Genomic DNA, 15,447 nt, shown 5'->3' on the forward strand with positions numbered 1-15,447 from the left:
TGTTTAAACCGGGGACCCATAAATAAGTCCCCGGTTTTATTAGCTTTAGAGCCTGTTTAAGATATAATCTACTAGTTTCTTATGGCTCTTTTCGGCTGCACCTTCGTTGAATTTTTCGCCTTAGGCGTTTAGACTATGGCTGCAAAATTCGCCTTGGTTCGCTCGAAAATAGCTCATAATAAACTAGTAGATTATATCTTAAACAGGCTCTTATAACCCAATGAGTCTCTTATCATTCTTTCTGTAATTGTTTTGAATTGTATTTGCATGAAAAAATATGCATTAGCCATAGTAACCGTTCTCTCCGTTTTCTTCTCTCTTAGTTGCGGAAATAAACAAAGTGATGAGCCAAAAGGAAACCAGAACATCGCTTATAAATGGGCAAAAACAGCCCTCGAAGCCACAGCCAACGATACCGAAAAATTCAGACCAAGGCCAACCGTAACATCCCGTATGCTGGCCCTCATTCAAACTGCTGTATTCGATGCATGGTCGAGGTATGACAATACAGCCATTCCCGTTTACCTGACACAGGTTGAACGTGTACCCGAAAAAGAAAGAACCCTCGCCAACAAAGAAATTGCCATCAGCTATGCTGCCTACAGAAGCATGCTCACTTATTTTTTCTCAGATGAAGCAATGCTGCGAAAGAAGATGGAAGACCTGGGCCTTGATCCCGATAACAATTCACTTGACCCTTCTACACCAGAAGGCATTGGTAATCTCGCTGCCAAAACCATTATCGAAGCCAGGTTAGCCGATGGCTCAAACCAACTGGGAACCATGGCAGGTTCAAACGGAAATACCTATGCCGATTATACCGGCTATGCCCCCAAAAATAGCGCAGACACTTTACGTGATATCAAACGCTGGCAACCTAAATATTTTGCAGACGGTAAAGGAGGAAAATTTGCCCCCGGCTGCCTTACACCACATTGGGGAAAGGTAAAACCACTGTTGATAGACTCAGCCAGCCAATTCAGAAGCATTGCACCACCCGCCATCGGATCTGAACAACTCGCCAAAGAAATTGAAGAAGTAGTAATGCTGCAGGCTAACCTTAGCGATAGCCAAAAAGCATTGGTTGAATTTATGCGCGATGGTCCAAGATCAGTTCAACAGGCCGGACACTGGCTCATATTTGCCCAGGATGTTTCTGTACGCGATCAACATACTTTAGATGAAGATGTAAAAATGTATTTTGCCGTAGAAGCAGCCGCTATGGATGGTTTTATTGCCTGCTGGGATACTAAAATGGAATATGATTATGCACGACCTTATTCTCTGGTGCATTATTACTATAAAGACAAAAAAATTAAAGGATGGGGAGGCCCGGGAAAAGGCATGATCGACATGCTTGGCCAGGAATGGCGCCCTTATTCTCCGGAAACATTTTTATGCCCGCCTTTTCCGAGTTATGTATCCGGACATAGCACCATAAGCGGCGCTTGTGCCGAAATACTTAAATTGTATACCGGAGCAGATACTTTCGGAGTGGCTGTAAAAAGAATTCCGGGAGAAATGACAGAACCAGATCATGTAGGAAAAGAAGTTACCCTTCAGTTCCCTACATTCACCGCAACCGCTGAAATGGCAGGTATATCGCGGGTATTGGGCGGATATCATATACAGTGTGAAAATATAGAAGGATTAAAATTAGGCCGAAATGTTGCACACGCAGTATGGAAGAAATACCTCTATCATATCACCGGGAAACCAGCATAGAAAAAATTAGCGTATGTCCAGAAAAATTGCTTTAGCCTTATCGGTTATGTTTAGCGCTTTTTTTATCATAACCCTTTTACCAGGATGTAAAACGGAAACAGTAAAAAAAGAAGATGCCGTATTCAGAAAAGTAAACAGTACTGAAAGTGGTATTTCATTCAGTAACCGTATTGACGAAAATTATGAGCGAAATTATTTCGACACATTCGCGTATGTGTACAATGGCGCAGGTGTAGCTACCGGAGATTTTAATAACGACGGCCTGATGGACATTTATTTCACGGGCAATGAAGTAGCCAATAAACTCTACCTTAATAAAGGCAATATGAAATTTGCCGATATCAGTAAATCGGCAGGTGTAGAAGGTACTACCGGCTGGGATAATGGCGTCTCACTAATAGACATCAATAACGATGGCTGGTTGGATATTTATGTTTGTAAAGGTGGTACAACCAAAGAAACAGCAGCAGAAAGAAGAAACCAGCTTTTTATAAACCAGGGTGACCTCACTTTCAAAGACGAAGCAAAACAATATGGCCTCGATGATGCTGGTTATTCTATCCATGCATCTTTTTTCGATATGGATAACGATAACGACCTGGATATGTACCTGACCAGTCGCCCGAAAGATTTTTATTTAGGACTCTCTCAAATGGTTGCAGGAAAAAGAAATCCACCAGATGATGCAAGGGATAAATTATTCAGAAACGACAATGGTAAATTTGTAGAAATAGGTAAGCAGGCAGGCATTAACCACAATTTCGGTTATGCATTGTCGGTAGTTACTGCAGACCTTAACAGCGATGGTTATACAGATATTTTTGTTTCGAACGATTATGCTGACAACGACTATATCTACATCAACCAGAAAAACGGCACATTCAAAGATGAAGTGAAGTCAATGACCAATCACCTCTCCTTGTTCTCCATGGGTGCAGATATCGCAGATATCAATAATGACGGACTGGAAGATATACTCGTAATGGAGATGTTACCGGAAAACTATAAGCGTTCAAAAGTATCCATGCCACGTATGGATGTGGAAGGTTTCTGGGCCATTGTAGACAGCGGCTTCCAAAAACAGTACATGCACAATGCCCTGCACCTGAACCATGGTAACGGATTCTTCAGCGATATCTCTCAAATGGCAGGTATCTCAAAAACAGAATGGAGCTGGTCTACCATCGCAGCAGACTTCGATAACGATGGTAACCGCGACATTTTTGTGGCCAATGGCTATCGCCGCGATTTATTTGATGGCGACCTGCAGCAGAAGCAGGATATGTATATACAGGCCAATGCACATAAGTATACTTCATCAGAAGAAATGTTTACCAAAGGCTTTAAAGAGTACATGGAAATTTATACACCCATTAAAGCGCGTAATTACCTGTTTAAAAATAAAGGCGAACTGCAATTTGAAAATGTATCTGAAGCATGGGGTTTTAAAGACAGCACATTCTCCAATGGTGCAGCCGTAGCAGATTTTGATAATGATGGCGACCTCGATCTTGTGGTAAATAACCTAGATGGTGAATCTGATTTGTTTGAAAATGTGGTAAACAACAAAAACAATTTTCTCCGTATAAAATTAGAAGGGCCAGATAAAAACAGAGATGGCATCGGTGCAAAAGTGGCACTGTACCAGGATGGAAAATTGCAACAGTTCTTCCAGCAAAAACTCGTTAGGGGCTATTTGTCAACCAATGAACCGGCAGTGCATTTCGGACTCGGTAAAACAACAGCGGTTGACAGTATAGTGGTGATATGGCCCGACGGAAAATCGAATACCATTCAAAAACCTGGCATCAATCAGGTAGTTAAAGCGGAATATAAAGCAGCAGTTTCAGGCATCAACCATATGGCTGCTTATGCACCATTATTTGCCGAAACAAGCAATCAATTATTAAGCACACCATTTGAGCACAAAGAGAATAAATACGATGAATACGTAGACCAGGTATTGCTGCCACACGAATTCAGCAGAAGCGGGCCATTTGTTACAACTGGTGATATCAATGGTGATGGACAAGATGATTTTTATGTAGGAGGCGCTAAGGACCAGTCGGGTAGTTTATACCTGCAACAACAAGGAAAATTTATTGCAAAGTCGATACCGGCATTCGAGGCAGACAAAAAATTTGAAGACATGGGAGCCATGTTTTTTGATGCCGACAAAGATGGCGATATGGATTTGTATGTGGTAAGCGGGGGAAGTGAGTTTGATGAGGGGTCGCCGATGTACCAGGACAGGCTATACCTGAATGATGGCAAGGGCAACTTTGCAAGGTCGAGCCAGTCATTGCCAGTAACTGCCAGTAGTGGTTCATGTATTGCGGTTGCCGATATGGATGGTGATGGCGACCTCGATATTTTCAGAGGTGGTGAAGTGCTTCCACATAAATATCCTCAAGCGCCGCAGAGCTATGTACTTGTAAATGAAAAAGGAACTTTTGTAGATCGCACCAATGATGTTGCTCCAGAACTAAGTAGAATTGGTATGGTAAAATCTGCATTATGGGCCGACCTTGATGGCGATAAAAAACAGGAACTTGTATTAGCTGGCGAATGGATGCCCATAAAAGTATTTGCGTATAAAAGCGGTAAGTTAAAAGACCAGTCTGCCGGTTATGGTTTTGGTGAAACAGAAGGATGGTGGAACAAACTGGTAGCAGATGATATAGACGGTGACGGAGATGTGGATTTACTGGCTGGTAACCTGGGCGAAAATTATAAGTTTAAAGCATCGGCACAAAAACCATTTGAAGTTTGGGCCAAAGACTTTGATGGCAATGGCACCAATGATATATTCCTTGCCCGCCACCTGAGCGATAATACTATAGTGCCCATCAGGGGAAGAGAATGTACATCGCAACAGTGCCCGATGATTGCGCAGAAATTTCCTACTTATCTCTCCTTTGCAGAAAGCGACCTCACCGGCATTTTAGGAGAGGCAGAAATGAAAACAGCATTGCATTATAAAACACATCTGTTCTCAACGGTGGTATTTACAAATGATAAAGGGAAGTTTACTCCTAAACGATTGCCCATAGAAGCGCAGCTTTCAACGGTGAATGGTTTTATTGTAAAAGATTTTGACGGAGATGGTAAAAAAGACATCCTGCTGGCTGGAAATAAATTTGATGTGGAAGTAGAAACAACGCCAGCTGATGCATCACCTGGCTTATTCCTGAAAGGAGATGGAAACATGAACTTCATGTCAAAAAAACCATTGGAGAGTGGATTTTTTGCGCCGTATAATGTTAAAGACCTGCAACTCATTAAAACAAATACAGGTTGGGGAGTTTTGGTGACTGCGAATAATGATCGTTTAAGGATTTTTTCAACGAGGTAAAGAATATGTTTAAGCGGAATTACTTTACTACTTCTGTCTTGTACAGCAGCTTTCTGTTGCTCACTATTTTATTGGTATCCTGTTCAGCAAAGAAAAACAGGTTGCAATACGCCTCAAGTCCTTATTTACAGGAGCATGCAGATAATCCTGTAGACTGGTATGAATGGGGTGAGGAAGCTTTGGCAAAAGCTAAGAATGAAAATAAGCCCCTGCTCATCAGTATTGGCTATGCATCCTGCCACTGGTGCCATGTTATGGAGAAAGAATCATTCATGGATACCGCTGTAGCAAGGATCATGAATGAAAAATTTGTTTGTATAAAAGTAGATCGGGAAGAAAGGCCAGATATAGACAATATCTATATGAATGCATTACAACTAATATCTGGTAATGCAGGCTGGCCCTTGAATGCATTTGCCTTGCCAGACGGCAAACCTTTTTTTGCAGGAACTTATTATACCAATAAAAGCTGGAAGAGCTTACTCCAAAGTATCAGCAACACCTATAACACAAAACAACAACTGGTAATAACCCAGGCGAATGCCTTACTGAATGGCATGAAAACAGACGAGTTTAGGTTAATTGATACCGCTGCCACTAACGCCATTAAAAACAGTAAGACACAATACAACCAAATTTTCGACAGCGTTTATGCTGCACTAGATTTGCGCCATGGAGGATTGAAAGGGATTCAAAAATTTCCTACACCGGTATTAGCTGAATTCTTATTGCAGCATTTTTATGTTACCGGCGAACAGAAAGCATTGGAAGCTGCAAGAACCATGCTGAACAGAATGGCCATGGGTGGTATATACGACCAAATAGGAGGAGGCTTTGCACGATATACTACCGATAGCTTATGGAGAATACCTCACTTCGAAAAAATGCTCTACGATAATGGTCAGTTAATCAGTCTGTATGCACATGCTTACCAACTGATTAAAGATCCTGCCTATAAAGACGTGATTGCAGAGACGATTGAATTTGTTGAAAAAACTTTTCTGGCAATCGGTGGCGGCTATTACAGTTCTATAAACGCAGACTCGGAAAAAGGAGAAGGGGAATATTATGTATGGACAGTGGAAGAATTAAAATCAATACTCGGCTCCAATTATCAGTTGTTTTTTGACTATTACAATGTCAAAGAAAACGGAAACTGGAAAGAAAAGAAAAACATACTCTATACAAGTTTATCAGCATCAGCATTTGCACTTCGCAACAATATGCTGATTGAAGATTTTAAAAACTATCTGTCTAATGCAAAAAGAAAATTAATAATAGCAAGAGGCGATAGAAAAAAACCAACAGTAGATACTAAAATAGTAACTGCCTGGAATGCAATCCTGATAAAGGGATATGCGGATGCTTATGCAGCAACAGGTAATGAGGACTATCTTAAAAAAGCAAAGATCTGTGCCGGATTTATTGAAACAAATATGCTTGGAAAGGATGGTTCACTCAAACGCATTTACAAAGACGGTAAAGCAACGATTGATGGATTTCTGGATGATTATGCGTGGACAGCCACCGCTTTTATCCGTTTATATGAAGTGAGTTTTGAGCAAAAATGGATTGACGCCGCAAAAAAAATTACAGAATATGCTGTAACTAATTTGCGCAATTCACAAAACGATTATTTCCATTATGCTGATCCTGCCAAGACCAATCTGGTCATGCAAAAAACACCACTCACAGACGACGATCTTCCATCGGCAAATGCGGTAATGGCAAAAGTATTGTATACCATTGGTACAGTTTACGACCTGGAAGACTATGTAAACCAAAGCAACCGAATGTCGGCTGCAGTATTTGAAAGGGTAAAACAAATGTCGAGATACCACCTTCAATGGGCCATCATAAGTGGCTTTTTTGCCGCAAATAGTTATGAGGTAGCCATTACAGGAAAAAATGCCTTGATACAAAACCGCTCTTTACAGGAATATTATTTGCCTACCAGTATTATCATCGGAAGTGTGGCGGATGAAAAATTGCCATTGTTACAACAAAAACAAGTGCTTGGTAAAACACTGATATATGTATGCAGTAATAAAGTGTGTAAACGACCTGAAGAAGAAGTGCCTAAAGCTGTTGATCAAATAAAACCGAATAAATAAAAAGGATACATGAAAAAGTTAAGCGCTATAATTGTTTTATGCTCTTCATCGCTGTTCTGTGTTGCCCAAAAAAAAGAAGTAAGCATTGCAAGTCCAGATAAAACAATTGCAGTGTCTTGTACTATTGATGATTCCATCAGCTACCAGGTGTTTTATAAGGGTCGGGCAGTGATGGAACGTTCAAAATTGGGACTGGTACGAAGCGACGAAAATTTTACCCGTAAAATACGATTCATTAAAGCTTCAGCTCCTGTACAGATACAAGACAAGTATAGCATGCTTAACGCAAAAAAAAGAAGTATGCTTTATGTTGCCACAAAAAGCATCATTGCATTAGAGACGGAAGGTGGTAAGAAAATGAACCTTGTATTTCAGGTATCGAATGATGGGGTGGCATTTCAATATGAGTTTCCTGAGAAAGACAAAACGGTAAAGAAAATAGATACAGAAGCAACCAGTTTTCATTTTTTTAATGGAACAAGGGCCTGGTTGCAACCTAAAACGGAAGCACAAACAGGGTTCGAACATACCAACCCATCTTACGAGGCTCATTATATGATGGATATTGCAACAGGTACTGCATCTCCTGGGAAAAATGGATGGGTATATCCGGCATTATTCAGGTATGATGATGTTTGGATCATGCTTACTGAAGCCGCATTGGGTAGAACTTATTGTGGAACCGCTTTACAACAGTTCTCAATCAACAACGAATACAAAATAAACTTTCCACAAACACCGGAAGTATTTACCAATGGCGTACCCACACTCAATCCTGAATCATCACTGCCATGGAAAACACCCTGGCGCATTTTGGTAATCGGGGACTTAAAAACAGTAACTGAATCAACACTTGGTACCGATCTGGCATTCCCTGCAAAAAAAATGGATCCATCCTTTATTAAGCCAGGCAAAGCATCATGGAGCTGGATAATTAAGAAGGACGATTCAACCGTATTCAACGTACAGAAAAAGTACATTGATTTTGCTGCTGATATGAAATGGCAATATTGCCTTATGGATGCAATGTGGGATAAACTGATTGGTTACGATTCTGCAGCGATACTGGCAAAATATGCCAAGGAAAGAAATGTTGGATTGCTTGTATGGTATAACTCAGCAGGCTCATGGAATACTGTAAAATTTACGCCGAAAGATAAATTACTCACGCATGAAAGTCGTGTAAAAGAATTCAGCAAGCTTCAGCAAATGGGTATAAAGGGTATTAAAGTTGATTTCTTTTCCGGCGACGGACAATCAATGATCAATTATTACCAGGATATACTTGAAGACGCAGCCAGCTTTAAATTACTGGTAAATTTCCACGGGGCCACATTACCAAGGGGATTGCATAGAACTTACCCCAACCTTATGACCGCTGAAGCGGTACTCGGTTATGAAATGATCACTTTTAACCAGCGAGATGCAAATATGTATCCTGCTCATGCCGTCATGAGTGCCATGGTAAGGAATGCATTTGATCCGATGGATTTTACCCCGATGAATCTCTATAAAATTCCAAGGATCAGGAAAGTAACCACACCGGTATTTGAGCTGGCAACCGCAGTATTATTCCTGTCTGGCATACAGCATTATGCGGAGAGTCCGGATGGAATGGAACATGTACCTGCAAACATCCAAGATTTCCTGCGTCAGTTACCAAATAACTGGGACGATGTAAAGTTTATAGACGGATACCCAGGTCAGCATTATGTGGTAGCCAGAAAGGCAGGAACTAAATGGTATATCGCAGGTATAAATGGAGAGAATAAAACAAAAGACCTAAGCCTTGATCTTTCCTTCCTGAAAAATAAAAAAGCAACATTAATCTGCACAGGAGATACCAACCAGACAGAAACATCCTTCCAATCGAAGGAGCTTAGTTTGGCATCAGGGCAAGTAAATATTTCACTCAAAGCGAATGATGGCTTTATTATCATCATACAATAAAATACCTGTAACAGTTATGCATAAAAACAGCCACCTTTTTTTTACCCGCTATGTGCAATCGATTGCAAGTGCAATGGGTGAATTATCAGTTGTACAGTGCAGGATAAAACCCGCTGCCGCAATGGCCATTTTTGTTTTTATATGCATGAACCCCATTGTTATAAAAGCACAGGAAATAATAAATATCTACTCTGGTTCAATACCCGGATCAATAGCTAATAATAAAACAGAAACTAAAGATGGTGGGCTATTTCGTAATGTAACCAACCCAACACTTGAAGCTTATTTGCCCGAAAAAGAAATAGCATCTGGTACAGCAGTAATTATTTGCCCGGGAGGCAGCTATGCCGTGCTTGTTTATGATGGAGAAGGGGTAACAATGGCGAAAGCATTTCAGCAAAAAGGAATCACTGCATTTGTTCTAAAATACCGTTTACCGGATAATGCATTAATGCAGGATAAATCGGTTGGTCCTTTACAAGATGCACAGCAGGCTATAAAACTTGTGAGAGAGCGGGCAGCAGAATGGGGTATAGACCCTGGAAAAATTGGTATCATGGGTTTCTCTGCTGGTGGCCACCTTGCTTCAACTGTTGCTACACATTTTGATAAACCGCAGATTAAAGACTCAAAAAACACCAGTGTACGGCCTGATTTTCAAATACTGGTATATCCGGTTATTAGTATGCAGGATGCATTGACACATCCTGATTCAAGAAAAAATTTATTGGGAGCCAATAGTACCAATGAAACAAGGAATTTGTTTTCAAACGAATTACAGGTAACCAAGCAATCGCCACCTGCCTATATAACACATGCATCTGACGACAAGTTGGTAGATGTGCGTAATAGTATTCGCTACTATGAAGCATTACAGGAAAATGGGATACCCGTTGAAATGCATCTATACCAAAAGGGTGGGCATGGATTTATTTTTAGACAAAAGGATTGGGTTGACCCGCTTTTTTTATGGTTGAAAAACAACAACTGGATCAAACCAAAACCTATGTCGAATTAAACAGGCTATAAAAAACTTAATACCTATAAAAACAACGAACACACTTAAAGCAACAATCATGAAACCAGTACTAATTATTTTACTACTTGCGCTTGGCCTGAATGGACTCGCACAAGGCATCATAAAACCAGCATCTGCAGGATTTGATGTTTTGAAAGAAAATATCGCGCATGGAAAAATTGATTCTATTACCTACCCATCTAAAACAGTAGGTAACGACAGAAAATTATTGGTGTATACACCGCCGGGGTATTCCAAAAACAAAAAATATCCGGTGCTGTATTTATTACATGGTATTGGAGGAGATGAGAAAGAATGGTTAACAGGTGGTAAGCCACATATTATCCTCGATAACCTATTGGCAGAAGGTAAAATAGAACCAATGATTGTGGTACTTCCAAACGGAAGGGCCATGAAAGATGATAGGGCAACAGGTAATATAATGGCACCAGATAAAGTACAGGCCTTCGCTACTTTTGAAAAGGACCTGCTGAACGACCTTATCCCTTTTATTGAAACCAACTATTCAGCACTAACCGACAGAGAGCATCGGGCAATTGCCGGCTTATCAATGGGTGGTGGACAATCCCTGAATTTTGGATTAGGTAACCTGGACAAATTTGCATGGATCGGAGGATTCTCGTCTGCGCCCAATACAAAGACTCCTGAAGAACTCTTACCGGATATTGCAGCTGCAAAACAAAAAATCAAGTTGTTGTATTTGTCATGCGGAGCCAGCGACGGCCTTATAAGGTTCAGCACACGCCTACATGAATATGCCAACAAGAATGGACTGCCGCATATTTATTTTATAGAACCAGGGGTGCATGATTTTAAAGTTTGGAAGAATGGATTATACATGTTCTCCCAATTATTATTTAAACCGGTAGACACCTCCTCTTTCTCAAAATACCCTGTTGCAGGAGCACCTGCTGCCAGCAATGTGAGGAATGCAGCTTATCCGCAGATATTACCGGACAACCGTGTCATCTTCAGCATAAAAGCACCTGATGCGAAAAAAGTACAGGTAGACCTGGGTAAGAAATATGATATGGTAAAAGATGAAGAAGGTAACTGGCGTGCAACTACCGATTCGGTTGGTGAAGGCTTCCATTATTATTCCATAATCATTGATGGACTGGCCGTAGCAGATCCGGGTAGTCAAACATTTTACGGAATGGGACGCATGGCAAGTGGTATTGAAATACCTTTTGCTGGCGGCGATTATTACGCGATGAAGAATGTGCCCCATGGTGATATCCGTATCAAAAAGTATTTCTCACGTGTAACCAATTCTTGGAGACAGATGTATGTTTATGCACCTCCCGGTTACGACGAGAACCAGTCTGAAAAATATCCGGTACTCTATATTTTACATGGTGGTGGCGAAGACCAAACTGGATGGGCCACACAGGGTAAAACAGATTTAATCATCGACAACCTGATTGCGGTAAAAAAAGCAAAACCAATGGTGGTAGTAATGATGGATGGTAATTTGAGTAGTGGCGGTATCGGTGGTTTTGGGGAGCAGGCACTCAAGAATTTCGAGAATGAACTAAAAGATTATGTTATTCCTTTTGTTGAAAAGAATTTTCGCGTAAACACAACGCCTGACCAGAGAGCTTTGGCCGGACTATCAATGGGAGGTATACAAACCTTGTATGCAGGTGTACGCAATCATAACATGTTTTCGCATTTGGGTGTATTCAGTTCAGGGTGGTTCGGTAACCAACCTGCTTTATCAAACCCGCAATACCAGTTCATGAAAGAGAATGCGGCGGCTATCAATAGTAATATCAAATCATTTTGGATTGCCATGGGTGGTAAAGAAGATATTGCCTACAACAACTGCAAAACAATGATGGGCAAGTTTGATGAAATAGGTATTAAGTACACCTATAGTGAATATCCTGGTGGACATACATGGCCGGTATGGAGAAATAACCTGTTCAACTTTGCACAATTATTGTTCAAGTAGTATTTATCAACTAATTCATTCACTATGAATATGCAGCAACCGAAAAGATCAATCGTTCTGGCAGTTATAATGCTGTTCAGCATCGCTGGTTATTCGCAAGACAAAAACTTTCATATATACCTATGCTTTGGCCAGTCGAATATGGAAGGCAATGCAAGGTTTGAACCACAGGATACGATTGTAAACAGCAGGTTTAAAGTAATGGAAGCAGTAGACTGTCCTAATCTGGGTAGAACAAAAGGGCAATGGTATACTGCAGTGCCTCCTTTATGCAGGTGTAAAACAGGATTAACTCCCGCTGATTATTTCGGCAGAACACTGGTAGATAGTTTGCCGGAAAAAATTAAAGTAGGTGTCATCAATGTATCCATTGGAGGCTGTAAGATTGAATTGTTCGACAAGGACAATTATCAAACCTATATTACTACGGCACCTAACTGGATGTTGGGCATGATCAAAGAATATGATGGTAATCCTTACCAGCGTCTCGTTGAAATGGCGAAGCTGGCCCAAAAAGATGGAGTGATAAAAGGTATTTTACTCCACCAGGGAGAATCGAATACCAACGATTCAACCTGGCCTGCAAAAGTAAATAAGGTCTATACCAATCTTTTAAAAGACCTGAAGTTAAAGGCGAAAGATGTGCCCTTATTAGCTGGTGAAACCGTAAATGCTGATCAGGGTGGTGTATGCGCAAGCATGAATGCCATCATTGCTACCTTGCCTAATACCATTCCAAATGCGCATGTAATTTCATCGAGTGGAGTGCCAGATGCTCGAGACAACCTGCATTTTAATGCAGAGGGTTATCGGATACTTGGAAAACGTTATGCAGAAAAAATGCTCGCATTGCTAAACAAAAGAAAGTAACCTTAATTTAAAAAGGTATGCAAACAATAAAACACCAGACATACAAATTCGCCAAACTTTTATTGTTATGGATATGTCTGTTAAGTATTCAGGGCAATGATATAAAAGCTCAAACGAGTTTGTATAACAATAGTTTCCCTTTGGGCGATGTGGTGTTAAAGGATCAAATCTTTAAACATGCCCGCGACCTGAATATTCAAACGCTGGTACAATATGATGTTGATCGCTTGTTAGCTGGGTTTAGAAAAATAGCCGGACTCCCGGAAAAAGCTAAAATTTATTCAAACTGGGATGGTTTAGATGGTCATATAGCCGGACACTACCTGACAGCAATGGCTATGAATTATGCTACCACTAATAACCCGGAATGTAAAAAGCGGCTTGATTATATCATTGAAGAACTGGGCGCCTGTGCTGCTGCCAATGGTAAGCTATACCCAGATTGGGGAGTTGGTTATATCGGTGCCGTACCAAATAGCAATAAAATATGGTCTACACTCAAACAAGGTGATTTTACTACATTTCGAGCTGCATGGGTACCCTGGTATAACCTCCATAAAATGTACAATGGCTTACGCGATGCATGGTTATATACCGGTAATGAGCAGGCAAAACAACTGTTCTTAATTTTTTGTGCCTGGGGAATAAATGTCGTTTCAACACTTAACGAAACGCAGATGCAATCTATGTTAGATATTGAGCATGGTGGCATGAATGAAGTTTTTGCAGATGCCTATCAAATAACAGGAGAATCAAAGTACCTGGATGCAGCTAAACGGTTTTCACACCGTCAAATTTTAGATGCCATGGCCCAGCGAAATGATAACCTGGATAATAAACATGCTAATACACAGGTTCCCAAAGCCATAGGATTTCAAAGAATAGCAGAACTAACCAAAGACCCGGCTTACACCATTGCCGGTGAATTTTTCTGGCAAACGGTAACACAAAACAGAACACTGGCATTTGGTGGTAATAGCAGAAGAGAGTTTTTTCCGAGCAAAGCATCCAGTACTGATTTTATTACAGAAGTGGAAGGCCCCGAGTCCTGCAATTCTTATAACATGCTCAAGCTAACCGCTGATTTGTTCAGGGTAAATGCAGATGCAAAGTATATTGATTATTATGAACGAACCATGTATAATCATATCCTGTCTACACAGCATCCTGAACATGGCGGATATGTATATTTTACACCTGTTCGTCCAAGACATTACAGGGTTTATTCATCTCCTAATAAAGCCATGTGGTGTTGTGTAGGAAGTGGTATGGAGAATCATGGTAAATACAATGAGTTAATTTATACGCACCAACAGGATACTTTGTTTGTAAACCTCTTTGTAGCTTCAACATTAAACTGGAAAGCAAAGCATTTTATGCTTGAACAGGAAACAGCATTTCCTCAACGTGAAAAAACTATTTTACGTATCAGGGAAGGATCAGGGAAAAGGAATATTAAAATCCGTTATCCATCCTGGGTAGCCCCCGGTGCATTTCGTATAGCCATTAATGGCAAAGAATACAAACACAACTCCCAACCATCATCTTATGTTTCCATTGACCGGGTATGGAAAAAAGGAGATATAATTGAAATTGCATTACCCATGCATCTCAATATTGAGCAATTACCTTATGTGGTTGATTACAATGCTGTGATGTATGGTCCGATATTACTGGCTGCCAAAACTGGCAATGAGTCATTAAACGGGCTCGTGGCCGATGATAGTCGCTGGGGACATATTGCACATGGTAAAAGACTGCCTGTTGATAAAGCCCCTATATTAATTACTGAAAAGCCGGCAAGTATTGTTAATAGCCTGGTGCAGATAAAAGATAAACCCTTACACTTTAAGTTTTCAAATATTGCAATAGGTAATGAAATACCACTTGAACTTGAGCCTTTTTACAAGGTGCATGACGCAAGGTATATGATGTACTGGATGACACTTAACAAAAACCAGTACAAAACCTATGTTGATTCAATAGCAAAAAAAGAAGCCGACAGGATTGCTTTACAACAAAAAACTGTTGATGTAGTGATAGCAGGTGAACAACAACCTGAAGCAGATCATCAGATGCAGCAAATAAATACTGGTACCGGTAACCGCCTCGATGAATTTTGGCGGGAAGCACGTAACGGAGGTTTTATAAGCTATCAATTATCAACCAATAACGAAACCTCCCTCTCATTGATGATTCGTTATTGGGGTGCTGAAAGGGGTAGTAGAAAATTTGATATCATGATCGATGATCAATTATTGATTTCAGAAGACCTGACCGATAAATGGAATGTACAAGAGTTTAAAGATGTGACTTACCAGATTCCTGCATCCATGCTGACAAATAAAAAACAGGTAACTATAAAGTTTCAGGCAAAACAAGGTAGTACAGCAGGTGCATTCTATCAGGTTCGGTTGGTCAGAAAAAATTAAGCAAT

8 protein-coding genes are annotated in these 15,447 nt (G+C 40.5%); all 8 read left to right on the top strand.

Annotated features, from left to right (window positions below):
• Positions 1-267 precede the first annotated feature (267 nt).
• The 8 genes from ACH30E_RS02640 to ACH30E_RS02675 are packed head-to-tail and all read left to right on the top strand — an operon-like array spanning position 268 to position 15,442.
• Positions 268-1,725, top strand: coding sequence for a vanadium-dependent haloperoxidase (locus ACH30E_RS02640; protein WP_490823553.1), 1,458 nt, complete (start codon positions 268-270; stop codon positions 1,723-1,725).
• 13 nt (positions 1,726-1,738) lie between these two features.
• Entirely contained in the window at positions 1,739-5,080 is a 3,342-nt protein-coding gene (locus tag ACH30E_RS02645; protein WP_490823554.1) for a VCBS repeat-containing protein, read from the top strand.
• Positions 5,081-5,085: 5 nt separating this feature from the next.
• The gene (locus tag ACH30E_RS02650) at positions 5,086-7,194 is read left to right on the top strand and encodes a thioredoxin domain-containing protein (RefSeq protein ID WP_490823555.1); all 2,109 of its coding nucleotides are present in this window, start codon (positions 5,086-5,088) and stop codon (positions 7,192-7,194) included.
• A 9-nt stretch (positions 7,195-7,203) separates the two neighbouring features.
• Entirely contained in the window at positions 7,204-9,144 is a 1,941-nt protein-coding gene (locus ACH30E_RS02655) for a glycoside hydrolase family 97 protein (protein ID WP_490823556.1), read from the top strand.
• On the top strand, positions 9,116-10,162 hold the full coding sequence (locus tag ACH30E_RS02660) for an alpha/beta hydrolase (protein ID WP_490823557.1): 1,047 nt from the start codon (positions 9,116-9,118) through the stop codon (positions 10,160-10,162). Before ACH30E_RS02655 ends, ACH30E_RS02660 begins: the two co-directional genes overlap by 29 nt.
• 58 nt (positions 10,163-10,220) lie before the next feature.
• Positions 10,221-12,140: an alpha/beta hydrolase-fold protein gene (locus ACH30E_RS02665; protein ID WP_490823558.1), complete on the top strand. Its 1,920-nt coding sequence runs from the start codon at positions 10,221-10,223 to the stop codon at positions 12,138-12,140.
• Between the two features lie 24 nt (positions 12,141-12,164).
• Positions 12,165-13,010, top strand: a complete 846-nt coding sequence (locus ACH30E_RS02670) for a sialate O-acetylesterase (protein WP_490823559.1) — start codon at positions 12,165-12,167, stop codon at positions 13,008-13,010.
• 17 nt (positions 13,011-13,027) lie between these two features.
• Complete coding sequence (locus ACH30E_RS02675; protein WP_490823560.1) at positions 13,028-15,442, top strand: glycoside hydrolase family 127 protein; 2,415 nt, start codon at positions 13,028-13,030, stop codon at positions 15,440-15,442.
• Positions 15,443-15,447 lie beyond the last annotated feature (5 nt).

The organism is Sediminibacterium sp. FW305-C-61 (genome assembly GCF_058231065.1).

Coding starts and splice junctions, on each gene's coding strand:
- ACH30E_RS02655 (WP_490823556.1), top strand. CDS start 7,204: ATGAAAAAGTTAAGCGCTATAATTGTTTTATGCTCTTCATCGCTGTTC.
- ACH30E_RS02660 (WP_490823557.1), top strand. CDS start 9,116: ATGATGGCTTTATTATCATCATACAATAAAATACCTGTAACAGTTATG.
- ACH30E_RS02670 (WP_490823559.1), top strand. CDS start 12,165: ATGAATATGCAGCAACCGAAAAGATCAATCGTTCTGGCAGTTATAATG.
- ACH30E_RS02665 (WP_490823558.1), top strand. CDS start 10,221: ATGAAACCAGTACTAATTATTTTACTACTTGCGCTTGGCCTGAATGGA.
- ACH30E_RS02675 (WP_490823560.1), top strand. CDS start 13,028: ATGCAAACAATAAAACACCAGACATACAAATTCGCCAAACTTTTATTG.
- ACH30E_RS02640 (WP_490823553.1), top strand. CDS start 268: ATGAAAAAATATGCATTAGCCATAGTAACCGTTCTCTCCGTTTTCTTC.
- ACH30E_RS02650 (WP_490823555.1), top strand. CDS start 5,086: ATGTTTAAGCGGAATTACTTTACTACTTCTGTCTTGTACAGCAGCTTT.
- ACH30E_RS02645 (WP_490823554.1), top strand. CDS start 1,739: ATGTCCAGAAAAATTGCTTTAGCCTTATCGGTTATGTTTAGCGCTTTT.